The organism is Comamonas sp. A7-5, assembly GCF_039581385.1.
Classification (GTDB): domain Bacteria; phylum Pseudomonadota; class Gammaproteobacteria; order Burkholderiales; family Burkholderiaceae_C; genus Comamonas; species Comamonas thiooxydans.
This window is the reverse complement of record NZ_JBCPWO010000019.1, coordinates 44,717-68,640: the sequence shown is the minus strand read 5'-3', so window position 1 is coordinate 68,640 and position 23,924 is coordinate 44,717. Positions and strand designations below refer to the sequence as shown.

General features: G+C 62.5%; 17 protein-coding genes and 1 tRNA gene. 10 read left to right on the top strand and 8 right to left on the bottom strand.

Annotation, left to right across the window (positions count from 1 at the left end):
- The first annotated feature begins 25 nt into the window (after positions 1-25).
- Positions 26-101, top strand: a tRNA-Asn gene (locus AAIL67_RS22435).
- Between the two features lie 45 nt (positions 102-146).
- Here AAIL67_RS22435 and AAIL67_RS22430 read toward each other — a convergent pair.
- Positions 147-461, bottom strand: a complete 315-nt coding sequence (locus tag AAIL67_RS22430) for a hypothetical protein (RefSeq protein ID WP_003067300.1) — start codon at positions 459-461, stop codon at positions 147-149.
- A 484-nt stretch (positions 462-945) separates the two neighbouring features.
- Entirely contained in the window at positions 946-2,232 is a 1,287-nt protein-coding gene (locus AAIL67_RS22425; protein WP_034379303.1) for a TIGR03862 family flavoprotein, read from the bottom strand.
- Between the two features lie 213 nt (positions 2,233-2,445).
- Between AAIL67_RS22425 and trxA the strand changes: the two genes are divergently transcribed.
- The 6 genes from trxA to AAIL67_RS22395 all read left to right on the top strand — a co-directional run bounded on the left by trxA (position 2,446) and on the right by AAIL67_RS22395 (position 11,195).
- Positions 2,446-2,775 (top strand): thioredoxin TrxA, encoded by a 330-nt coding sequence (gene trxA / locus AAIL67_RS22420; protein WP_003053480.1) that lies wholly within the window; start codon positions 2,446-2,448, stop codon positions 2,773-2,775.
- 285 nt (positions 2,776-3,060) lie between these two features.
- The gene (gene rho, locus AAIL67_RS22415; RefSeq protein WP_012839098.1) at positions 3,061-4,323 is read left to right on the top strand and encodes a transcription termination factor Rho; all 1,263 of its coding nucleotides are present in this window, start codon (positions 3,061-3,063) and stop codon (positions 4,321-4,323) included.
- A gap of 230 nt (positions 4,324-4,553) precedes the next feature.
- Positions 4,554-5,996 carry an efflux transporter outer membrane subunit gene (locus AAIL67_RS22410; RefSeq protein WP_343485159.1) on the top strand — a complete coding sequence of 481 codons (1,443 nt, stop codon included), beginning with the start codon at positions 4,554-4,556 and terminating at the stop codon, positions 5,994-5,996.
- 10 nt (positions 5,997-6,006) lie between these two features.
- Positions 6,007-7,086, top strand: a complete 1,080-nt coding sequence (locus AAIL67_RS22405; RefSeq protein WP_343485158.1) for an HlyD family efflux transporter periplasmic adaptor subunit — start codon at positions 6,007-6,009, stop codon at positions 7,084-7,086.
- A gap of 20 nt (positions 7,087-7,106) precedes the next feature.
- Positions 7,107-9,893, top strand: a complete 2,787-nt coding sequence (gene rbbA, locus AAIL67_RS22400; protein ID WP_343485157.1) for a ribosome-associated ATPase/putative transporter RbbA — start codon at positions 7,107-7,109, stop codon at positions 9,891-9,893.
- A gap of 174 nt (positions 9,894-10,067) precedes the next feature.
- Positions 10,068-11,195, top strand: a complete 1,128-nt coding sequence (locus AAIL67_RS22395) for an ABC transporter permease (protein ID WP_034358702.1) — start codon at positions 10,068-10,070, stop codon at positions 11,193-11,195.
- 281 nt (positions 11,196-11,476) lie between these two features.
- On the opposite strand, the gene AAIL67_RS22390 is transcribed toward AAIL67_RS22395, so the two are convergent.
- From AAIL67_RS22390 to AAIL67_RS22370, 5 genes are all read right to left on the bottom strand, one after another.
- Positions 11,477-12,673 carry an acetate/propionate family kinase gene (locus AAIL67_RS22390; RefSeq protein WP_343485156.1) on the bottom strand — a complete coding sequence of 399 codons (1,197 nt, stop codon included), beginning with the start codon at positions 12,671-12,673 and terminating at the stop codon, positions 11,477-11,479.
- A gap of 71 nt (positions 12,674-12,744) precedes the next feature.
- Positions 12,745-13,866: a bifunctional enoyl-CoA hydratase/phosphate acetyltransferase gene (locus AAIL67_RS22385; RefSeq protein WP_343485155.1), complete on the bottom strand. Its 1,122-nt coding sequence runs from the start codon at positions 13,864-13,866 to the stop codon at positions 12,745-12,747.
- Complete coding sequence (locus AAIL67_RS22380) at positions 13,863-16,181, bottom strand: DUF3141 domain-containing protein (RefSeq protein WP_034379310.1); 2,319 nt, start codon at positions 16,179-16,181, stop codon at positions 13,863-13,865. Before AAIL67_RS22380 ends, AAIL67_RS22385 begins: the two co-directional genes overlap by 4 nt.
- A 183-nt stretch (positions 16,182-16,364) precedes the next feature.
- Entirely contained in the window at positions 16,365-16,838 is a 474-nt protein-coding gene (locus AAIL67_RS22375) for a phasin family protein (protein ID WP_034358706.1), read from the bottom strand.
- A gap of 87 nt (positions 16,839-16,925) precedes the next feature.
- On the bottom strand, positions 16,926-18,629 hold the full coding sequence (locus AAIL67_RS22370) for an alpha/beta fold hydrolase (protein WP_343485153.1): 1,704 nt from the start codon (positions 18,627-18,629) through the stop codon (positions 16,926-16,928).
- 356 nt (positions 18,630-18,985) lie between these two features.
- Here AAIL67_RS22370 and AAIL67_RS22365 point away from each other — a divergent pair, with 356 nt between their 5' ends.
- The 3 genes from AAIL67_RS22365 to AAIL67_RS22355 all read left to right on the top strand — a co-directional run bounded on the left by AAIL67_RS22365 (position 18,986) and on the right by AAIL67_RS22355 (position 22,501).
- Positions 18,986-19,231: a type B 50S ribosomal protein L31 gene (locus tag AAIL67_RS22365; RefSeq protein ID WP_003053459.1), complete on the top strand. Its 246-nt coding sequence runs from the start codon at positions 18,986-18,988 to the stop codon at positions 19,229-19,231.
- 175 nt (positions 19,232-19,406) lie between these two features.
- Complete coding sequence (locus AAIL67_RS22360; protein WP_063664291.1) at positions 19,407-21,131, top strand: hypothetical protein; 1,725 nt, start codon at positions 19,407-19,409, stop codon at positions 21,129-21,131.
- Positions 21,128-22,501 carry an MATE family efflux transporter gene (locus AAIL67_RS22355; protein ID WP_343485152.1) on the top strand — a complete coding sequence of 458 codons (1,374 nt, stop codon included), beginning with the start codon at positions 21,128-21,130 and terminating at the stop codon, positions 22,499-22,501. Before AAIL67_RS22360 ends, AAIL67_RS22355 begins: the two co-directional genes overlap by 4 nt.
- On the opposite strand, the gene phoR is transcribed toward AAIL67_RS22355, so the two are convergent.
- Entirely contained in the window at positions 22,498-23,874 is a 1,377-nt protein-coding gene (phoR, locus tag AAIL67_RS22350; RefSeq protein WP_034358714.1) for a phosphate regulon sensor histidine kinase PhoR, read from the bottom strand. The two genes, AAIL67_RS22355 and phoR, sit on opposite strands and share 4 nt — an antisense overlap.
- Positions 23,875-23,924: the final 50 nt, after the last annotated feature.

Here is a 23,924-nt window from a genome sequence, read left to right as displayed (position 1 = left end):
ATCAAGGCATGTCACACCGACATATTCCTCAATAGCTCAGTCGGTAGAGCGCCGGACTGTTAATCCGTAGGTCCCTGGTTCGAGCCCAGGTTGAGGAGCCATTCAAAAGCCTGTATGCATTCATACAGGCTTTTTCTTTTCTCCGCTCAGGCAGCTCTCACCACGCCCACCGAAGCACCCACGGGCGGCGCATCTACGGCGACGGCCTTGTGTGCAGAGTGAGGGACATAGGGATAGTGATGCGGCACCACGGGAATATGCTGCTCGCCCTGCTCCCAGGCTCGCAATTCATCTTCCAGTCGCGCAGCACGTTCGGCGTACATCTGAGCGGAGGACTGGTAGTACTCCGCCGCGATAGTGTGCTCCAGAACAGCCATGCGCGCCTCTTGCAGATAGGCACGCGTACGGCGGATATAGCGCGGTTCGGAACGTCCAAAACCGAAGATCTTGCCGAAAAACATGTCCAACCTCCTTTTCCGGTAACAACGCAAATCCGTCACGACTCCTCAACCGATGGAGCAATGTTGCCAGCGTAATGTCTCCGGTTCAAGACATCTGTCCCACAGCAAGAGTTCGCCTCGTAGGAGGGGCGCCCGCCACTTGCGGCCGCCCACCCAAAGCCGGCCCCAGGCAGGGCTTGAGACACAGCCATCCTGTCACAAAGCTCAACTCAAGAGTCAATCAGACACATGTCCGGGTATTTCCGGGAGCCCCTGCATCGCCCGGTGGGCAAGGACCTTCCCCTCGGATTGAAGATCTTCATGGCAGCCATGCTCCGGGGCCCAGCTCGATGCCGACCGCCGCCGGCCAACAGCAAGGCCGAGTTGCCGCCAACCCTAGCCTGCCTATGCGCTGCGGCAGGCAAGAGCACCCGCCATCAGGACGGGATCGCCCCAGAGTTCAATGCTGAGCCCCCCGCCGCACAGACAAGCACAAGCTCGCGAGTCAGTTACCCTGCAGGAAGTTCAGCACCCCCTCGGCCACATGAACACCAGAGGACATACAGGCCGTGAGCAAATAACCACCCGTGGGGGCCTCCCAGTCCAGCATTTCTCCCGCACAGAAGACGCCGGGCAGAGCGGCACACATCCCTCCCGCATCCAGAGCCTCCAGACGAACTCCGCCTGCAGTGCTGATGGCCTCATCAATGGGGCGCGGTGCGATCACCGTCAAAGGCACTGCCTTGATCGTGGATGCCAGGCGCTTCATGTCCGCCATGCCATCCTTGCCGAGCACCTCATACAGCAAACCCGCCTTGATGCCATCAAGCCCCAGACGCCCTTTGAGATGACTGCTGAGACTGCGCGAGCCGCGCGGCCGCATCACCTCCTGCTGCACACGCTCCGCACTCCACTGCGGCAACAGATCCAGCTCGAAGCACGCAGCGCCCTGGCGGGCAATGCAGTCCCGCAACAGGGAGGAGACAGCATAGATCAGGCTCCCCTCCACCCCGGTCTGCGTCGCAACAAATTCACCCTGACGCTCAAAGCCGGCACCTTGCTCGTCCGCAAACTTCAAAACCACCGACTTGAACGGCTGCCCGGCAAAGCGCTGAGCAAAGACCTCGCTCCAGCCGGCTTCACGCCCTTGCGGCCAGCCCACATCAAAGCCACAGTTGGCCGCCTGCAGCGGGGCAATGCCCACCCCCCTGTCCTGCAGCAGCGAAACCCAAGCGCCATCCGAGCCCAGACGCGCCCAGCTGCCGCCGCCCGTCGCCAGCACCAAAGCCTTGCAGCCAATCTTGACCCTGGCACTTTCTGTCTGGAGAACCGGCTTGCCATCCTCTGCCCAGCCGACCCAGCGGTGACGCATATGAAACTGCACGCCCTGCGACTTCATACGCACCAGCCAGGCACGCAGCAGCGGCGCTGCCTTCATATCCGCAGGAAACACTCTTCCGGATGACCCCACAAAGGTATCAAAGCCCAGCTCTTTGACCCAGGCCTGAAGCTCGCTCGCACCCCACTTTTCGAGCCAGGGAGTCAAATCTGCAGAGCGGCAGCCATAGCGAGTGACAAAGCTCGAAAACTCCTCGGAGTGCGTAAGATTGAGACCGCCTTTGCCGGCCATGAGGAATTTGCGAGCCGCCGAGGCTTTCGCCTCGAACACTCTGACCGACAAGCCGGCCTTTGCCAATTGCTCGGCCGCCATCAAGCCTGCAGGCCCGGCACCGATCACTGCCACATCACAGACCCATTCGGAATCGGCCATCAAGGGCTCCGAGACACTCATACTTCTACCACCTCAATCTGCCGGCAGCCACCGGCCGCCAAAGGGTGCGCAGAATACCACCGACGGCATTTCTGCAATATTGCGGGCACTATTAGCGTGATAGCTGCAAACAACCAGCCACACACCGTGGCGGGAGATGAGTTTCTGTCACAATCAACTCACTAGGCGAATAGACCGCCTACCTTTTTGATTCAAGAAAATCCAGGACTACAAATGGCCAGCGAATTGATCAAGCACATCACGGATGCAAGCTTTGAGTCTGACGTACTGCAACCCGGCACGACCGTGCTGGTGGATTACTGGGCTGAATGGTGCGGCCCTTGCAAGATGATCGCCCCCATCTTGGACGATGTGGCCGAAGGCTACAAAGGCAAGGTGCAGATCGCCAAGATGAATGTGGACGAAAACCGTGAGATCCCTGCCAAGTTCGGCATTCGTGGCATTCCCACACTGATGTTGTTCAAGGACGGCCAGCTGGCCGCCACCAAGGTTGGCGCGCTGAACAAGACGCAACTGTCCGCCTTCCTCGACCAGCATATCTAATGCATTCAACAAACAGAGCTCCCAATGGAGCTCTGTTTGCTTCTGGGCACCCGCTGCCCACCCCCATTTGCATCTGCTACAGACCCGGCACAGGCTGCAGATGACAAGTCCTCGATAAATTGCTTGCAAGCTGCGCCAGTTTTCCTGTCATAATGTATGAACCGCCGGCAACCGCATGGGACCGCGCTGGATTTTCTTCAGGCAAGCCTGCCCACTTTCACAGTGTCTCGTTAGGCTCTACGCCTCCCCCCCTGGTTATTCTCACTCCACGCTTGGAGTCATTTCATGCACCTTAATGAACTCAAGGCACTGCACGTGTCTGAAGTCTTGAAGCAGGCCGAAGCGCTTGAGATCGAAAATGTCGGTCGCATGCGCAAGCAGGAACTGATGTTCGCCATCATCAAAAAGCGCGCCAAGGCCGGTGAACAGGTCTTCGCCGACGGCGTGCTGGAAATCCTGCCCGATGGCTTCGGCTTTCTGCGTAGCCCCGATACCAGCTACACCGCCAGCACCGACGATATCTATATCTCGCCCAGCCAGGTGCGCCGCTTCAACCTGCACACCGGCGACATGATCGAAGGCGAAGTGCGCATCCCCAAGGATGGCGAGCGCTACTTCGCACTGACCAAGCTCGACAAGGTCAATGGCAATTCGCCCGAGCAAAACAAGCACAAGGTTCTGTTTGAAAACCTGACCCCTCTGTTCCCCAAGGAACAGATGCGCCTGGAGCGCGACATCAAGGGCGAAGAGAACATCACCGGCCGCATCATCGACATCATCGCCCCCATCGGCCGCGGCCAGCGCGCGCTGATCGTGGCACCGCCCAAGAGCGGCAAGACCATGATGATGCAGAGCATTGCGCACGCCATCACCGCCAATCACCCCGATGTGCACCTGATGGTGCTGCTGGTGGACGAGCGCCCCGAAGAAGTGACGGAAATGCAGCGCTCGGTCAAGGGCGAAATCATCGCCTCCACCTTCGACGAGCCTGCCACCCGCCACGTGCATGTCGCCGAAATGGTGATCGAGCGCGCCAAGCGCCTGGTGGAACTGGGCAAGGATGTGGTCATCCTGCTGGACTCCATCACCCGTCTGGCCCGCGCCTACAACAACGTCGTGCCCTCGTCGGGTAAGGTGCTGTCCGGCGGTGTGGACTCCAACGCCCTGCAGCGCCCCAAGCGCTTCTTCGGCGCCGCCCGCAATGTGGAAGAAGGTGGCTCCCTGACCATCATCGCCACTGCACTGGTCGACACCGGCAGCCGCATGGACGAAGTGATCTTTGAAGAATTCAAGGGCACGGGCAACAGCGAACTGCACCTGAATCGTCGCCTCTACGAGAAGCGCGTCTTCCCGGCCATCGAGCTCAACAAGAGCGGCACCCGTCGTGAAGAGTTGCTGCTGCCTCCCGAGATCCTGCAGAAGACCCGCATCCTGCGTCAGTTCATGTACAACATGGACGAGATCGAGTCCATGGAACTCATGATCAAGAACATGAAGGCCACCAAGAACAATGTGGAGTTCTTCGACATGATGCGTCGCGGCGGCTAAACCCTTCGTGCACCGAAACAACAAAGCCCCGCCTCGCGGGGCTTTGTTGTTTCTGGCGCTTGACTCCATTGCTTGACCTAGCTCAAACTGAATTGCGAGCCGCCCCCCAATACTAGGGATACACATCTATACAAATCTTGCGACAACCGGAAGCCAAAAGCTTTCAAGTTGCAGGTTCTGCATTCATGGCCCCTTCAGCAAATCGCACACCACCCTACAACACTACACCGATGCGCCTGCTGGCGGCAGCCACATTGCTGACAGCGCTGGCAGCCTGCAGCCCGACGGTGCCGATGCTGCAGCCACAGGCCCAGGCCAAGCTGCCGGACAAGTGGCCTCAGGAGTGGACAAAAAAACAAGAGAACGCTGCGCCAGCAAATACGGCATCGATTGCCTGGCAAGACTTCTACCTTGACCAAAACCTGCAGGAGCTGATTCGCGCAGCTCTTGCCCACAATCAGGACCAGCGCCTTGCATTGCTGCGTGTGCAGGAGGCCCAGGCCGCCTATGACATACAGAGTGCTGCTCGACTGCCGAGCATTGGCCTGGGCAGCAGCCATGGCAGAGCACGTGTTCCCGCCGACCTCAACGCCAGCGGCCGCTCCGTCGTCGCCGGCGATCAGCAAGTCTTTGTCGGCCTCAACAGCTGGGAACTCGATCTTTGGGGCCGTGTCAAAAGCCTCAGCGAGGCTGCTTTAGGCAACTATCTGGCGCTGGATGCCACGCAGCATGCGGTTCAATCCAGTCTCATCAAGCAGGTGGCACTGAACTATCTGGCCCTGCGCAGCCTCGATGAGCGCCTGGCCCTGACCCAGCGCACGATTGCCAGCCGCGAGGAATCGCTGCGCATCTTCAAGCGCCGCACCGAGGTGGGCTCCACTTCACGCTATGCGCTCACGCAGGTACAGACTCTGGTTCACCAGGCCAAGGCCATAGGCACCCAGCTGGCACAGCAACGCGCGCTGCAGGCCAATGCGCTGCAGCAGCTCACGGGAATGGATGCAGACCGCTTGCCAAAGAGCAGCTCCACCGCCGGGATCCTGAAACCGATTCCCGAAGGCCTGCCGTCCGATCTGCTGACACAGCGCCCCGACATCATTGCCGCCGAGTACGGGCTGCAGGCGGCCAAGGCCAATGTGGCCGCCGCACGCGCCGCGTTTCTGCCCCGTATCGCGCTGACCGGCAGCTGGGGCACGGCCAGCGCCGAACTCGACGGTCTGTTCAGAAGCGGCAGCCGTGCCTGGCAGTTTGCTCCCACGATTTCGCTGCCGATCTTTGACGGCGGCCAGCGCCAGGCCAACCTGAATCTGCAGGCCGCGCGACAGAATATGGCGGTCGTCCAGTACGAAAAAACCATAGAGACAGCAATGCGCGAAGTGCTGGACGCGCTGTCCAGCCGCACCATGCTCGAGCAGCAGCTCGTGGTGCTGACCGATCAGCGCGCTGCACTCAAGGAACGCGCCCGACTGGCCCGGCTGCGCTATGACCAGGGAGCCTCGCCCTATCTCGATGTGCTGGATGCCGAGCGCGACCTGCTGAGTGCCGAGCAGCAACTGGTTCAGGGCCGCGAGGCCCTGCTGTCCACCCAGGTCGCTCTCTATGCCGCTTTGGGTGGAGGCTACTTGGCTCAAGGCCAGAACAGAGCCCCCAGCCCTGCAGCCCTCCAACCTTGACTGCGAATCCATGCCCATGAACAAGAAATTGACCATCGCCGCGCTCATCGTTGCCGCCGCCGCCCTGGGCGCCTATGGCTGGCAGCAATGGCGCAGCGCACAGGCATCCGAAGGCCTGGTCAGCGGCAACGGCCGCATCGAAGCCACCGAAATCGACGTTGCCACCAAATACGCCGGCCGCATCGCTGAAATCCTGGTGCAGGAAGGCGAGTTCGTGAAAGCCGGTCAGCCACTGGCGCGCATGCAGATCGAAAGCCTGCAGGCTCAGCAGCGCGAAGCCATTGCGGGCCGCGAGCGCGCCTCTCATGCGGTGACCTCGGCTCGCGCCGAAATCGCGCTGCGCGAAAGCCAGTACGCGGCCACCATGGCCACGGTGGCCCAGCGCGAGGCCGAACTGGATGCAGCGCTGCGCCGCGTCAAGCGCTCCGAGACCCTGGCGCGCGAAGGTGCTTCATCGGAGCAGGAGCTGGACGACGATCGGGCCCGCGTGCGTGGCGCCCAGGCCGCGCTCAAGGCCGCCCAGGCCCAGGCCACGGCCGCCAAGGCGGCCATCGACGCAGCCAAGGCCCAGACCATAGGTGCGGAATCGGCGGTGACGGCCGCTGCCGCCACCGTCCAGCGCATCGATGCCGATGTGAAGGACAGCGAGCTCACCGCCCCGCGCGATGGCCGCGTGCAATACCGGCTGGCCCAGCCCGGCGAGGTGATCAGCGCAGGCGGCAAGGTGCTGAACATGGTGGATGTCTCGGACGTCTACATCAGCTTCTTCCTGCCCGAGACCGTGGCAGGCCGAGTGGCCCTTGGCACCGAGGTGCGCATCGTGCTGGATGCGGCTCCGCAATATGTGATTCCGGCTCAGGTGTCCTTTGTCGCCAGCACCGCCCAATTCACACCCAAGACCGTGGAGACGGCCAGCGAAAGACAGAAGCTGATGTTCCGCGTCAAGGCACGTATTGCACCGGACCTGCTGCAAAAGCACCTGGCTCAAGTCAAGACAGGCCTGCCCGGCGTGGCCTGGATCAAGCTCGATAAAGAGCGCGAATGGCCGGCCAAGCTGGAACTGCGCACCGGCGACGCTTCTGCCTCTTGAACGTTGCGTCCCCATTTGCCATGACCCAGCATGTAGCCACTTTGCGCAATGTGACGCTCGCCTACGGCAAGACGCAGGCGCTGCGCGGACTGAGCCTGGAGATTCCTGCAGGCATCATGGTCGGCCTGATCGGCCCTGACGGCGTGGGCAAGTCAAGCCTGTTGTCTTTGATTGCCGGCGCGCGCGCCCTGCAGGGCGGCGAGATACAGGTGCTTGGCGGCGACATGCGCAGCAAAAAGCACCGCGATGCCGTCTGCCCCCGCATTGCCTACATGCCTCAGGGCCTGGGCAAGAACCTCTACCCCACACTGTCGGTGGAAGAGAATCTGCAGTTCTTCGGGCGCCTTTTCGGTCATGACGCGGCCGAGCGCCGGGCGCGCATCGACGATCTGACCCAGAGCACCGGACTGCAGAAATTCCTCTCCCGCCCTGCCGGCAAGCTCTCGGGCGGCATGAAGCAGAAGCTGGCGCTGTGCTGCGCCCTCATCCACGACCCCGACCTGCTGATTCTCGACGAGCCCACGACCGGCGTGGATCCGCTGGCGCGCGCGCAGTTCTGGGATCTGATCAACCGCATCCGCGGCCAGCGCCCGCAGATGAGCGTGATCGTGGCCACGGCCTATATGGACGAGGCCCAGCGATTCGATTGGCTGGCTGCCATGGATGACGGCCTGATTCTGGCCACCGGCACCCCCGCCGAGTTGCTTGAGCGCACCGGCATGCCGGCGCTGGAGGCCGCCTTCATCGCCCTGCTGCCCGAGGAAAAAAAGCGCGGCCATGCCGCCGTGGTGATCCCGCCGCTGCAGACCAGCGATGACGACATCGCCATCGAGGCGCGTGATCTCACCATGCGCTTTGGCGATTTCGTGGCCGTGGACCACGTGAATTTCCGCATTCGTCGTGGCGAGATCTTCGGTTTTCTGGGCTCCAACGGATGCGGCAAATCGACCACCATGAAGATGCTGACCGGGCTGCTGCCTGCCAGCGAGGGCGATGCCTGGCTGTTTGGCAAGAAGATTGATCCGCATGATGTGGCCACGCGCCGGCGCGTGGGCTATATGTCGCAGGCCTTCTCGCTCTACGGCGAGCTGACCGTGCTGCAGAACCTGGTGCTGCACGCCGAACTCTTCCACGTGGATCCGGCCGAGATCCCCGCGCGGGTCGAGGAAATGCTCACCCGCTTCGGCCTCACCGAAGTGCGCGAGACGCTGCCCGGCAATATTCCGCTGGGTATGCGCCAGCGCTTGTCTCTGGCCGTGGCCATGGTGCACAAGCCGGAGCTGCTGATTCTCGACGAGCCCACTTCGGGCGTGGACCCCGTGGCTCGCGATCAGTTCTGGCGCTTGCTGATCGAGCTCTCGCGCCGCGACCGGGTGACGATCTTCATCTCCACGCACTTCATGAACGAAGCCGAGCGCTGCGACCGCATGTCCATGATGCATGCGGGCAAGGTGCTGGACAGCGACAGGCCGGCAGCACTGACCGCCAAGCGCGGCGCGGCCACCCTGGAGGAGGCCTTCATCGGCTATCTGGTGGAGGCCTCGGGCGAGGCAGCGCCCGTGCTTGATATCAAAAAAGAAGCTGCCACCGCTGACTCAGCCTTATCTTCAGCATCAAAAGTATCTGATACCAATACAGATAAAGCGCAGCAAGCTCCTGTTTCCGATGCGCACAAAGGCCCTGGCTTCAGCCTGCAACGCTTGTGGAGCTATCTGTGGCGCGAGTCGCTGGAGCTGCAGCGCGATCCCGTGCGCGCCACCCTGGCTCTGGTGGGCTCGCTGGTGCTGATGGTGGTGATCGGCTTCGGCATCAGCATGGACGTCGAAGACCTGAAGTTTGCCGTGCTCGACCGCGACCAGAGCACCATCAGCCAGAACTATGTGAACAATCTCGCAGGCTCGCGCTATTTCATTGAAATGCCTCCCATCCAGGACTACGCGGACCTGGACCGGCGCATGAAGAGCGGCGAGCTGGCGCTGGCCATCGAGATTCCACCCGGTTTTGGCCGTGATGTACTGCGCGGCTCGAAGGTTGCCGTGGGCGCCTGGTTTGACGGCGCCATGCCCCAGCGCGGCGAGACCGTCAAAGGCTATGTCCAGGCCATGCACCAGCTGTGGCTGGTGCAGCAGGCGCGCGAGCGACTGGGCGTGCAGCTGGGCAGCCAGGTCAGCCTGGAAACCCGCTTTCGCTACAACCCCGATGTGAAAAGCCTGCCCGCCATGGTGCCGGCCGTGATTCCGCTGCTGCTGATGATGCTGCCCGCCATGCTCACGGCCCTGGCCGTGGTGCGCGAAAAAGAGCTGGGCTCCATCGTCAACCTCTACGTCACTCCCGTGACCCGCATCGAGTTTCTGCTGGGCAAGCAGCTGCCTTATGTGGTGCTGGCCATGCTGAACTTCTTTCTGATGTGCGCCATGGCGGTATTCGTGTTCGGTGTGCCCATGACCGGCAGCTTTCCCCTGCTCGTCATGGCCGCCCTGCTCTTCAGCATCATTGCCACAGGCATGGGGCTGCTGGCCTCTGCCGTCACCAGCAGCCAGATTGCCGCCATGTTCTTTGCCATGCTGGGCACCTTGATTCCGGCCACGCAGTTCTCGGGGCTGACCGATCCGGTGTCCTCGCTCGAAGGCGCCGGCCGCTGGATTGGCGAGATCTACCCGGCCACCTATATGTTCGCCATCAGCCGCGGCGTCTTCAACAAGGCGCTGGGCCTGCACGATCTGGCGCCTACCTTGCTGCCGCTGCTGATCGCCATTCCCGTGATCATGGGCGTGGCCATCTGGGCTCTGCCCAAGCAGGAGAAGTAATGAAGCTCCCCCTGAGTCGCTGCGCGCCTTCCCCCTCTCTCGCTGCGCGGGAGGGGGGCATGCGGGCAACCGGCGACACCTTCGCTGCGGGGCGGCCCTGGCTCGGTGTCCCTGCGTTGGGCCTGCGCTTGTTCAGAGCGTCTTCTGCTTCACGGCACACCTTGGACTTTTACGATGTTGCATAGCCTCAAGAATATCTGGCGCCTGGGCGTCAAGGAACTGTGGAGCCTGTGGCGCGACCCGGTGATGCTGGTGCTCATCGTCTACACCTTCACGGCCTCGGTGTACACCGCGGCCACGGCCATGCCCGATACGCTGCACAAGGCGCCGATTGCCATCGTCGACGAAGACCAGTCGCCGCTGTCCGCACGCATCAGCTCGGCGTTCTACCCGCCTCAGTTCATGCCGCCGCAGATGGTGGATTTCAGCCATGTGGATCCTGGGCTGGATGCAGGCGACTTCACTTTCTCGCTGACCATTCCTCCCAACTTCCAGCGCGATGTGCTGGCCGGCAGAAAGGCCGAGCTGCAGCTGAACGTGGATGCCACGCGCATGAGCCAGGCGTTCTCCGGCAGCGGATACGTGCAGCAGATCGTGCTGGCCGAAGTCAACGAGTTCGTGCAGCGCCACCGGGGAGCCAGCGCACTGCCCGTGGACCTGGAGCTGCGCGCCCGCTTCAACCCCGGGCTGAACAAGATCTGGTTCGGCGGACTGATGCAGATCATCAACAACGTCACCATGCTCTCCATCATCCTCACGGGCGCGGCGCTGATCCGCGAGCGCGAGCACGGCACCATCGAGCATCTGCTGGTCATGCCCGTGACGCCTACCGAGATCATGCTGGCCAAGGTCTGGTCCATGGGAGCCGTGGTGCTGCTGGCGGCAGGTGTCTCGCTCAATCTGGTCGTGCGCGGCGCGCTCAAGGTGCCCATCGAAGGCAGTCTGCTGCTGTTCATGGCAGGCTCGGCCCTGTGCCTGTTCGCAACCACGGCCATGGGCATCTTTCTGGCCACTGTTGCGCGCAGCATGCCGCAGTTCGGCCTGCTGATGGTGTTGACGCTGCTGCCGCTGCAATTGCTGTCTGGCGGCATGACACCCCGCGAATCCATGCCCCAGCTGGTGCAGGATGTGATGCTGTTCGCACCCACCACGCACTTTGTGGAGCTGGGTCAGGCGATTCTGTATCGCGGCGCCGGCATAGAAACCGTATGGAAGCCCTTTGTGTGGCTGGCGGGAATCGGCGCAGTGCTGTTCTGGCTGTCGCTGATGCGGTTCAGAAAAACCTTGTCGAGCATGGCCTGAGTTCTGGCCGGGCGCCGCGGCAACCATGGAGGGCGTATTGCCGGTTTCTGCTGAAAGTTTTTTCCTTCCAACCTCAAGGCCTCGGCCCTCACCGGCTCCAGCTGCTGGAAGAACAGCCCTCAGGCACGCTCGGCCATCCAGGCGAGCATCGATGCGGCCAGGCAGTGTCCGGCGCAAGAGAGCGAAGCCGGCGCACAACCGTCCAGCCTCAGCACTGTGCCGCCATGAATATCGGCATGGCGCCTTCAAGCCCTGCCGCCACTCGATGCGCGTCAAAAAGACTATGAATCCGCGAGAACTCGCACCGTATCGCGGGCGGCCACCCACTCCTCATTCGTGGGCTCAACTCCCACCAGTACCCGGCTGTCTGCAGATGAAATGAGCGGTGCATGGGCTACATTGGCCTGCTCATCCAGCCCAAGGCCCAGCCATGCCAGATCGGCGCAGATGCGGGCTCGAATCTCCTCGCTGTGCTCGCCAATGCCCGCCGTGAACACCAGCATGTCCAGCCCGCCCAGCGCAGCGACCAGAGAACCGATCTCGCGCACGATGCGGCGTACAAAGAGGTCCAGCGCCATGCGCGCCCGCTCGCCAGCCTCACCTGAATCCCGGACATGGCGCAGGATCACGCGCGGCTCGGACGAGATGCCCGACACGCCCAGCAGCCCCGAGTCGTGATAGAGCAGACGCCCGACCTCCTGAAGCGTCAGCTTCTCGATCTCCATCAGATAGAGCACGGCCCCCGGGTCCAACGCCCCGGTGCGGGTGCCCATCATCAATCCATCCAGGGCCGAGAAGCCCATGGTGGTCGCCACGCTTTGCAGCTGCTGCATGCCGCACAGACTGGCGCCGCTGCCCAGATGGGCGACGATGGTGCGGCCCCTGGCCCTGTCGCCATGACGCTCGGCCAGCGCGGTCGCCATATAGGCATACGAGAGTCCGTGAAAGCCATAGCGGCGAACGCCGCGCTGCCACCATTCGTAGGGTAGTGGCAGGATCTGCTCGACCTTGGGCAGGCTGTGATGAAAGCCGGTATCAAAGCAGGCAATCTGCACGATGTCGGGCCGCTCGCGCAACAGGATCTCGATGGCCTCCAGCGCAAACGGCTGATGCAGCGGTGCCAGCGGCACATAGCTGCGCAAGTCTCGCAGCACGCCTGCATCGATGCGGGTGGACTCGAAATACTTGCTGCCGCCATGCACCACCCGATGAGCGATCGCCGCCACGGGCCGGTCCTCGAGCCGGGCCGTGAGGCGCTTGCGAATGATGCGCAGTGCATCGCGATACGGATGCTCTGCGCCCAGTTCGATCGCAAAGGGCTGGACGCCGGTTTCTCCGAAGTCGGGACCGGGCCCGCCAATCCCCTGCACCTTGCCATTCCACAGAGGCTTGCGCGGCAGCGGGTGAGCGGCCTCGAATACAGCGAACTTGATGCTCGAGGAGCCGCAGTTCAGGACGATGATGACGGAATTGCTCATGCCAGGGCCTTTGTCTGCCGACGGGACAGAGACTGCAGCGTTTGCCAGTCCGGTGCCATCGGCCATGTATTTCAGGGCGGCGTCTGCCGGTAGTGATGTGCGAGCAGCAGCGCAATCGCACAGGATGCAATGCGGGATTCGCGCGAGTCCGCGCGGCTGGTCAGCACGATGGGCACCTTGGCGCCAAGCACGATGCCTGCGCTGGCAGCGCCGCCCAGGTACATGAGCTGCTTGGCCAGCATATTGCCGCTTTCCAGATCGGGCACCAGCAGGATGTCGGCCTGACCGGCCACTGGCGAAGTGATGCCCTTGGTGCGCGCGGCCTCGATGGAGACTGCATTGTCGAAAGCCAGCGGTCCGTCCAGCACGCCCCCTGTGATCTGGCCCCGGTCGGCCATCTTGCACAGTGCGGCAGCATCCAGTGTCGCGGGCATGTTGGGGTTGACCGTCTCGACGGCGGCGAGGATGGCGAGCCTGGGCCTTGCCACACCCAGAACCTGTGCCAGCTCGATGGCATTGCGCGCGATATCGGCCTTCTGCAACAGATCGGGGGCCAGGTTGATGGCCGCGTCGGTGACGATGAAGGGGCGTGAGTAGCTGGCCGTCTGCAACACAAAGCAATGGCTGACACGCCTCTTGGTGCGCAACCCGGCACTGCCGGCAACAACAGCCGCCATCAGCTCGTCGGTGTGCAGACTGCCTTTCATCAGTGCCTCGACTTCGCCGCTGGTGGCAAGTCTGGCACCACGCTCGGCGGCTGCATGACTGTGCGGCACGTCCTCGATGCGCAGGCCCTGCAGCTCGAACCCCTGCGCCAGCGCAATCGCTTCGAGCCTGGCGCGCGGAGCGATCAGGACCGGCTCGATCAGCCCCAGCCGATGCGCATCAAGCGCGGCGGACAGGCTGGTGGCATCGCAGGGATGGACGACCCCCACGCGAACCGGCGGCAGTTCCTTGACAGCCGCCAGCAGCCGGGTCAGGCCGTGATGTGAGGTAACGTCAAGCGGCTGCGCTGCGCCGCCTGATGGCATGGAAACCGCTTGCTGCGAGGCTGGCTGCCGGGGCTGCGCATCGTGGGCGCAGAGCAGCGTCAGCGTGCTCGCGTCACGGGAGGCGACGGTGACGCGCAGGCTGTCGCCGACGTTTATGCCCTCAAACGGCTGCAGCGTCATGTCTGGGCTCGGTTGACTCATCGCACTCCTTTCTTGCCGCGTGGTGCGGCCGGTTTACGTCGCGCAGCAGCCGCAGCCCGCTGGGGAGCTGCAGGAGTCTGCACTGGAGCCGGCGCCAGCTCCAGAGGCTCCTGGATCCGGGGCTGCTGCGCCAGTGCGGCCTGCTCGAACAAGGCCTGCACCTGATGCAAGGCATGTCTCACGGCATCCTCCTCTGCGCCGGGTTCCTTATCGATGGCTGCCATCTGGGTGATGGCTTCGCCGGCCTTGCGGATGGTGTCGGCAGGCGTGTTCTTCAGCAGGCCTGGAATGGCTTCGATGGCGGCGCTGCCGCATTGCCTCATCACCAGGGTCTGCTCGCGGATGGCGGCTCGCAGCTCGGCCAGACTCCAGCGCCCAGGCGCTTGCTGCTCCAGCAATTGCGCAGCCAGGTGGTAGTAGCGCTCGTCCACAGCGCGACGCCGGGACAGCACGCTCAGCAAGCCGCGCAGCGTGGCTTCGAGCACGCCGCCCTGATCCACACTGCTCTCGATCTGTCGCTGCCTGCCCGCCATCAGCGCCAGATGCTCGGGGGTGGAGCCAGGATGCTGGCGCACTGCCGCGCTCTCGCCATAAGCATGCCCAGCCAGCGCCTGCATGAGCGGCGAGCCATAGAGCATGTCGAACCACAGGGCGTAGATATGGTCGCGCCGGTCGCGGAAATCATCGAGAGCGCGATCCAGTGCGGCCGAGCACCGCTGCTGCATGTGCAGCCAGGGATTGGCCTCATCCACGGGCTGGCGATGTTCGCGTATGTATTCGGCGCTGCTGCGTATCAGGCAAGCCAGCGGGTGCTGGCTGCTCCAGGCCTCGAATTGCAGGCGCATGGGATGCAAGGTCTGCAACCAGTGCGCCGATTGGGAAGTGCTCAGCGCACGCACCCAGGGTTGCCATATGCTGCGATACAGAGCCAGGTTGATGTCGGATACGCGGGCCGCTGCGTCAAAACGGCGATCGGACTCCGGATCGGGCTTGACGATATCGCGCACTTCATCGATGCCGCTGGCACGGATGCTCAGCAGATAGGGATCATGGAGCAGCTTTTGCTCCTGCTTCGTGGCATCGTCCACGCTGGCGCGGTAAATGCCTGCCGGCAGCAGATTGATCTGCTCGATGGCACTGGCGAACTTGCGGTGCTGTTTGCTGCCGACCGCACCCGAAACAAAGATGCCCAGATGACCGATGCTGTCGTGCGTGCTGAAGATGATGGTCTGGTCATGAGCGCGCACGTCGTCGTCGCTGGCGTACAAATCGGTGATCCAGCCCAGAGCCTGGGCCGGCGGCGTGATGTTGTCGCCATAGGAGCAGAACACCAGGATAGGCGAGCGGATATTGCGCAGATCGATGCGCACCCCGTCCGATGTCAGCAACTGGGCCGTCGACAGCCTGTTGCCTATGAACAGATTGTCGACGATGTACTGCATCTCCACATCGTTGAGAAAGACATAGCCGCCCCAGTATTTCTCGAAGTCTATATAGCGCTCGGCTTCGGTGTCGGCATTCGCATAGACCTTGTACTGCTTGCTCCACAGCGTGTTGGCCGGATCGAGCTGCTCGAAGTTCTGCACCAGATGGGCGCCGTCGAAGCGGCCGTTACCCAGATCGCTGGCAAGAGCCGTCATCCAGCTGCCCCCGAGGAGCCCGCCCGAATAACGCATGGGATTGTCGCCAGCCCAGTACGACAGGGGCGCTCCGGCAACAATGATGGGCCCGAACAGCTCGGGCCAGACAGCGGCCGTCATCAGGATCTGCCAGCCCGCCTGGCAGTTGCCGATGACCGCCGGCTTGCCCTCACTCTCGGGGTGAAGCTCGGCCACGCGACGCATGAACGCTGCCTCGGCACGCATCACATCTTCCACCGTCTGACCAGGTACGGGATCAGGCAGAAAACCGACGAAGTAGCAAGGGTGGCCAGCCTCCAGCGCAGCACCGATCTCGCTGTGGGGCTTGAAGCCACCTATGCCCGGGCCATGCCCGGCGCGTGGATCTATCACGACGAATGGACGCTTGGCGGGGTCGACAGGCCGGTCTTCGGACGCCTGAATGCGCACCAGGCCATAGTTGACAGGTCTTGGGAGGTCCAGCCCCGACATCACGAGTTCCGCGGGGAAATGCAGCACGTTCGGCATCCTGGCCTCACGCTGGGTCCGGTACTGGTCGCCCACCTGCCGCTCGATGTCGGCATAAAGCACAGCACGTTGAGCGGCATCCACCGCATAGGCCCCGGCGGCCCGCCACCATGCAAAAGGATCAACAGTCCCGTTGGTCGACGGACCGACCCCGCTGGGTTTGCTCATGTCGTGCTCCCGAAGTCACAATCTTCTGTCTCAAGAAGATTCAAAAACAATAGCATCCAGCGTTTTATGGATCAACACAAAACGCCGAAAACATCGGATTTTTTGCAATGGAGAGCCAGCTGACCAGCCGGCCCGCAGGCGGCAGCGTCGCCATCTTGGGCTGAAGCTGCGCCAGCCGATTGCCTACTTCTGCGCTGCTTTGCCGCTCTTGGCCTGAGCGGGGTCCTGAGTGGCCGGCGTCCAGGCAGACAGCCATTGCTTGAAGATGTCCTGCAGTGGCAAAGCGGGCAGATTGGGCGCGCCGTCGGCACGCAGGGCCTCGGCCACAGATTTTTGCCAGGCCTCCAGGGCCTGCTGCAGACCGCTGGCAAAAGCCTGCTGGTTCTTGATCGCGATATCGCTGGCGCTTTTGGCATCGCTCATGCGGTCTTCGAGCCTGCGCATGAAAGCCTCAGCGGGCAGGCTGGCCAGTGATTGCCAGTCTTCGGCACGCAGCAGGCTTTGCAGCTCCGCCGTGGTTTCACTGATGCCTGCAGCACTGGTCTGCTGCGCGGCTGCCAGCCAGCGATGGCCACTTTCACGCATAAGCTGAGCGATGCGCAGTTGCAGCTCGGCATTGGCCTTGAACAGATTCAGGGGGGTCGCTTGAATGCTCATATCGTTCTCCCTATGGTGATGGTGGTGCCTATCGAGAGGCTGGCGGACCGTCCGGCATATCACCGTGACCAGACGGCTTTTGAAAACTCAATGCCCGAGCACGTACTGGCCTGGAGCGTCATACAAGGGCCCGCCGCTCGTGCCGCCCATGCGCGGCGGAGCTATCGGTGTGCCGGATCTGTTTTTGAGCCACTCGTCCCATGCCGGCCACCAGGAGCCCTGGCGCTGCTCGGCCTCTTGCTGCCACTGCTGGGCGACAACGTCCTGCGCGCCGACAGACCGCGTGAGCAACTGGTAGCGGCGTCGCGGATGGCTGGGCTCGCTGACGATGCCGGCGTTGTGGCCGCCACTCGTCAGCACAAAGGTGATTTCAGCCGCAGTGTGGTGGTGCAGCTTGAATACCGATTGCCAAGGCGCTACATGATCGGTGAGCGTTCCCACACAGAAGATGGGCACTTGCAGATTGAGGAGCGAGACCGGCTTGCCATCGACCGGATAGCGGCTTTCACTGAGATCGTTATTCAGAAACAGACGGCGCAGGTATTGCGAGTGCATCCTGGCAGGCATGCGCGTGGCGTCGGCATTCCAGGCCATGAGATCGCTCATCGGTGCCCGCTCGCCCAGCAGGTATTGATTGACCATGCGCGACCACAGCAGATCATGGGAGCGCAGCATCAGGAATGCGCCCGCCATCTGATCGGCGCGCAGATAGCCTTGCTGGGCCATCTGGGCCTCAAGCAGGCTGACCTGCGCTTCGTCGATGAACAGCGCCAGCTCGCCGGGTTCGGTGAAATCGGTCTGCGCGGCCAGCAAGGTCATCGATGCCAGACGCTCGTCTCCATCGCGCGCCATCGCGGCTGCCGCAATGGCCAGCAAGGTTCCGCCCAGACAATAGCCTGCGGCATGCACCTTCTGCCCCGGCACGATGGCCGTGACGACATCCAGCGCAGCGCGCCAGCCCAGCTCGACATAGTCGTCCATGCCCAGATCTCGATCTCCGGCATCGGGGTTCCTCCAGGAGACGCAGAACACCGTATGTCCCTGATCGACCAGATACTTGATCAGCGAATTGTGTGGCGAAAGATCCAGGATGTAGTACTTCATGATCCAGGCCGGCATGATCAATACCGGCTCGGGATGGACCTTGTCGGTTGTCGGCGCGTACTGGATCAGCTCCATCAGCTGGTTGCGCAGCACCACCTTGCCAGCGGTGACGGCCACATCGCGCCCCACCTGAAACCCCTCGCAACCTGCAGGCGGCTTGTTTGCGAGCTGCGCATGCACATCTTCCATCAGGTACTGGAAGCCACGCACCAGATTCGCCCCGCCCTCTTTGGCGGTACGTTCCAGAACTATCGGGTTGATGGCAAAAAAGTTCGCTGGCGAAAGCATCTCCAGCCACTGCCTGCTCCAGAACCCGACCAGACGCTCGTGATGTTTTTCAACACCTGGAACGCCTTGGGTGGCAGCCTGCCACCAGCGTTGCTGGGCGACAAATCCCGCACTCATGACCGCGAACGGCCATTGCCTCCATTCAGGAGCCTGAAAGAGACGTTCCGCCTCCTGCGTCTGCGGCCCGCCATAGCAAAGCCTGGCCCATTCCTCCAGCGCCAGCCTTGCCAGATCCAGACGCTTTCCCGGGCTGATGGCGAGATTGCCGGCCCAATCCATCCAGGCCTGCCATTGGGACTCGGGGGAAACCGACAGCCACTGCTGTGCCCACATCGCACGCACAGCTTGATCAAGCTGCTGGCTGGAACTGAACTGAGCTTCGGCCTCGCGGTCAACCATAGCGGCCCCTTTTTGCTGCATGGCAATAACGCAACATCTTATGCGCTGCAGAAGTTGTTGCATAGTCACGACCTGCCGGGAGTTGAGCCACATCAAGCTCCCGCAGCCGGAAGCGCTCCGGCATGCGCAAGCCGGCTCCAAGCACCGGGCTGCTGCAGCTAGAAGAACTATGCAGCCTTGCCTGGATCAGGCCTGCCACCGAAGCTATTGGTCATGGTTTGCAAGCTGACCGCACACCACCGCCTGCGGACGCATGTGGTGGTGTTTTCTCATTGTGTGCAATAATGGAGAGCTTTTATGCGGAAAGTACACCGGACAGGCTGGTGCGGCTCCCGCACTTGACCAAAGGAAAGATCATGAAAGAAGGCATTCACCCCAATTACCGCGAAGTTCTGTTCGTTGACATGTCCAACGGCTTCAAGTTCGTGACACGTTCTTGCGTTTCCACCAAGGAAACCGAAAACTTCGAAGGTAAAGAGTACCCTCTGTTCAAGCTGGATACCACTTCTGAATCGCACCCCTTCTACACTGGCACACAAAAGTCGGTGGACAACATGGGTGGTCGCGTGGAGAAGTTCCGCAACCGCTTCGGCAAGAAGTAATTCTTACTTTTTTGCTGAAAAGGCAGCCCGGGCAACCGTGCTGCCTTTTTCTTTTTTGGGTGCCGCCCCACGGAATCCCAATGCTCCTATCATCGGAGCACCAAGCGCTTTGACTTCAAGCGCTTTCGCCTGATCTGGCCGTGCAAATTCGCACAGCCGCTACCGGATTGACTGCGTGAACCAGCCCACACCTGCCATCGTTGCCCAAAGCGCTGTACGCCGCCTGCCGCGCTGGGCCCTGCTTTTGCTGTGCCTGGCCTATGTGATTCCCGGCTTTGTCATGCGTGGCCCCTGGCGCTCCAACGATATGGAGGCCTTTGGCTATATGCGCGAGCTGGCGCTGGGCAAGACCGACTGGCTAGCCCCCAAGCTCTCGGGCCTGGCTCCCAGCATGGACGGTCTGCTGCCCTACTGGCTGGGTGCCTTGTCCTTGCAGGGTTTCGAGTGGCTGCTTGGCGCCGAGATGGCGGCGCGCCTGCCCTTCATCGCCTTGCTGATCGTGACCCTGGGCGCCACCTGGTGGGGAGCCTATTACCTTGCACGCACCCCCGGGGCGCAGCCCGTGGCCTTTGCCTTTGGCGGGGAAGCCCAGCTGATCGACTATGCCCGCGCCATGGCCGATGCGGCTTTGCTGGCCCTGGTTGCCTGCCTGGGCCTGGCCCAGCTCTCGCATGAAACCACCAGCTATGTCACGCAGCTGGGCTGCACGGCGCTGCTGTTTTTTGCAGCGGCGGCCATGGCCTATCACCCCAGGAAGTCAGCCGCTGCACTGCTATTCGGCCTGCTGGGATTGGCCCTGAGCGGCGCACCCACTCTTTCCGTACTGTTCGGACTGGGCGGCAGCGTGATCGCCTTCACACAGCGCAGCTGGGGCGACAATCCCGGCCGCGCCCACCGTCAGGCCCGCACCTGGGCCGCAGCCTGGCTAGCCGCCACGGTGCTCGCTGCCAGCCTGACCACGGCCTTGCATCAATGGGTCTGGCATCTGGTGGACTCGTTCAAGGACTGGGATGCCCTGCTGCAACTGCTGCTGTGGTTCTGCTGGCCCGCCTGGCCCCTGGCTTTGTGGACGCTGTGGGTCTGGCGCCGCCAGATTGCACGCCCCGGCCACAACCCGCATCTGTCCATCGCCCTGCTGTTTGCCACAGTCCCTGTGGCTGCCTGCCTGAGCAGCACCCCGGCCGATCGTGCGCTGCTGCTGGGACTTCCCGCCATTGCCACCCTGGCCGCCTTCGCCCTGCCCACATTCCGCCGCAGCATCAGCGCGCTGATCGACTGGTTCACGCTGCTGTTCTTTACGGCATCCGCGATTGCCATCTGGGTGGTCTGGCTGGCGTTTCAGACTGGATTCCCGCCCAAGATCGCCGCCAATATTGCGCGTCTGGCTCCGCAGTTCGAGGCCAGCATCTCCTGGCTCACCGTCATCGTGGCGCTGATCGCCACGGCCGGCTGGTTTGTACTGGTGGTCTGGCGCACCTCGCGCAATCGTGCAGCCATCTGGAAGAGCCTGGTGCTCCCGGCCGGCGGCGCCACACTGAGCTGGGTTTTGCTGTCCACACTCTGGATGGAGCCGCTGGATCATGCTCGCAGCTATGAATTCCAGATGACACAGCTGGGCAGCGAACTCAAGCAGAACGGCGCCACAAGCTGCGTGCTGACCTACGGCCTGGGCCGTTCGCAGATTGCGGCCGTGCGCTACTACACCCATGTGGATACGGCGCTATTGCGTCGCAGCAATCCAGGCGACTGCGGCTGGGCGCTGGTCGACGCAGACCGCTGGGCAGGCGATCACAATCGCAAGCTGCGCCAGGGCTGGAGCGAGGTCAGCCGCATCACCCGTCTGGCAGGCCAAAAGGAAGTCCTGGTACTGCTCAAGTACACCGACCCCAAAGCCCCATGAAGGGCGAATTGCAGTACATAGGACGGCATGCGGGCACCGTGCTGGCCGGGCAGCTGGCCGTCATGGCCTTTGGCACCACCGACACCATCGTGGCCAGCCGCTATTCCAACGATGCCGTGGCCGCCCTCTCCGTAGGGTCGGCCATTTTCATCAGCGTCTATGCCTCGCTGATGGGCATTTTTCAGGCTCTTCTGCCCTTGTGGTCCGAGCAGCGCGGCGCCGGTCAGCCCCTGGCCATAGGTCAATCGCTGCGCCAGTCCATGTATCTGTGCGCGCTGGCCTGCGTGCTCGGCATGGCGGTGCTGCTCATGCCCGGTGCACTGCTGCACTGGACGGGCGTGCCCGATGCGCTGCAACTGGAGGTCAAGCGCTATCTCGCCGTACTGGCCTGGGGCTTGCCTCCGGCGCTGCTGTTTCGTATCTACAGCGCGCTCAACCAGGCGCTAGGCCACCCCAAGCTGGTCACCTGGCTGCAACTCATCTCGCTGCTGATCAAGATCCCCTTGTCCATCTGGTTCACCTTTGGCGGGCTGGGTCTTGCTCCCCTCGGAGCAGTGGGCTGCGCACTGGCCACGCTGCTGGTCAACTACACCATGTTTGCCGTGGCTCTGTGGCTGATGCGCACTCAGGATTTCTATGCTCCGCTGGCGCTTTGGCAGAAGCTGGAGCACCCTGACTGGCGGCAACTTGGCCATTTCTGCCGCCTGGGTGTTCCTGCAGGCCTGGCCATTCTGGTGGAAGTCACCTCCTTCACCCTCATGGCCCTGTATGTGGCAAGGCAGGGCTCGCTCTCGTCCGCCAGCCACCAGATCGCCGCCAATCTGGCCGCCATCTGCTATATGGTGCCGCTGTCTCTGGCCATCGCCACCAGCGCCCGCGTCAGCTACTGGCGCGGCGCCGGTGATGAGGCCCAGGCCAGGACGCTGATTCAACAGTGTTTCAAGCTTGCTCTGCTCATCGGTATTGCGACAGCAGCTACGCTCTTGATCGCTCGCACCTGGATTGCAGACATCTACACCGACTCCCCGCGGGTGCTGGCAGTGACGTCCTGGTTGCTGATCTGCGTGGCTGCATACCATGTGGCGGACTGCGTGCAGACCTATTGCATTTTCGTGCTGCGCTGCTATCGCGTGACCGTGGCGCCTCTGGTGATCTATTGCCTGCTGCTATGGGGCGGCGGCCTGGGCCTTGGCTACTGGCTGACCTACCGATGGCAAGCAGCCGAAGGCTGGCTGGACTGGCAGGCCACACCCATGCCCTTCTGGGTTTGCAGCGCGGCAGCCCTGTTTGTCACGGCCATGGCCTTCAGCAGCATTTTGCACAGGGCCATACAACCTCCAAAGCCGCAGACCCAGCCTGGAGCCTCCTAATGAGAAAGTGCCTTGGCGGGTACTTCAGCAGCCGCCCGCACTCGGCTGGGTGGGAAGGTGACGGCGAATTCCGAACCCTTGCCCAGCTCACTCTCAATACTGAGCCTGGCGCCATGCCGCTGCAGCACATGCTTGACGATGGCCAGCCCCAGGCCGGTGCCGCCCGTATCGCGTGAGCGGCTGCGATCCACGCGATAAAAGCGCTCCGTCAGGCGCGACACATGCTTTTCGTCGATGCCGGGGCCTGAGTCCTTGACGGCAAAGCGGGCCGATCCATCGGGCAGCAGTTGCCAGCGCACATCGATCTGCCCGCCGGCCGGCGTATAGCGCATGGCATTGGCCAGCAGATTGGAAAACGCACTGTGCAGTTCTGCGCTTGCACCTGCCAGATCTCCGGCCTGCCGCAGCGCCTGCTCATCAGGAAAGTTCAGCACATGGGGTTTGGCCTGCTTGCGCGTCAAGGCATTGGAGAGTCCACGAGCCTCGTTCTCACAGCGATTGAGCAGCTGCGCCACCGACACCCAGTCATTGTTGCTGGGCAGCGGGCTGCCCTCCAGGCGCGACAAGGTCAGCAGGTCTTCCACCAGATGCTGCATGCGCTCGGCCTGCTGGGCCATCAGCTCCAGATAGCGCCTGCGCTCGTCTTCCTCGAGCGGCAGGTTCTGCAGGGTCTCGACAAAACCGGCCAGCACGGTCAGAGGCGTGCGGATTTCGTGCGAGACATTGGCCACGAAGTCGCGGCGCATGGCCTCGGCCTGCTCCAGCGCCGTCACATCGCGCGCCAGCAGCAGCTTGCGCCCTTCACCGTAGCCGTAGAGCTGCACCGACAGCTTGACCGGCCGCGAAGGTGTGCTTTCGCGCCCCTGCATGACCAGATCATGGCTGAAGTCCTGCGCCGCAAAATAGGCACTGAACTGAGGATCTCGCACCAGATTACCGATGCTTTGCAGCACATCGCGCTCGGCGTCAAAGCCGAACTGCTTGGCGGAAATCTGATTGCACCATTCGATGCGGCCCTGTGCATCGAGCAGCACCACACCATTGGGACTGGCCTGCAAGGCAGACAGAATGTCATTGAGCCGCTGGTCGCCCTGCTGCACCTGCTGCACGCTCTGGCGAATCCAGCGGCGCATGCGCACGCTGGCCTCGCCCCAGATCCCTGCCAGATTGGGTACCGCGCCCAGCTCCGACTGGCGCAGCCAGTGCAGTAGCCGCGCGCCATTCCAGCTGTCCACCAGCCACCATATCCAGCCGCCGATCAAGGCACCCGTCATGGCCGCCACGCATTGCTGCAGCACCGTCGCACCGGGTGCAACGAGATAGGCCCACAGCAGCCATACCACTACGGCTGCCGCGACCTGAGAAGCCAACAATCGAAAACCACGCCACCCCATATTTGCTTTCAGTTGTGATTTTTGACGAC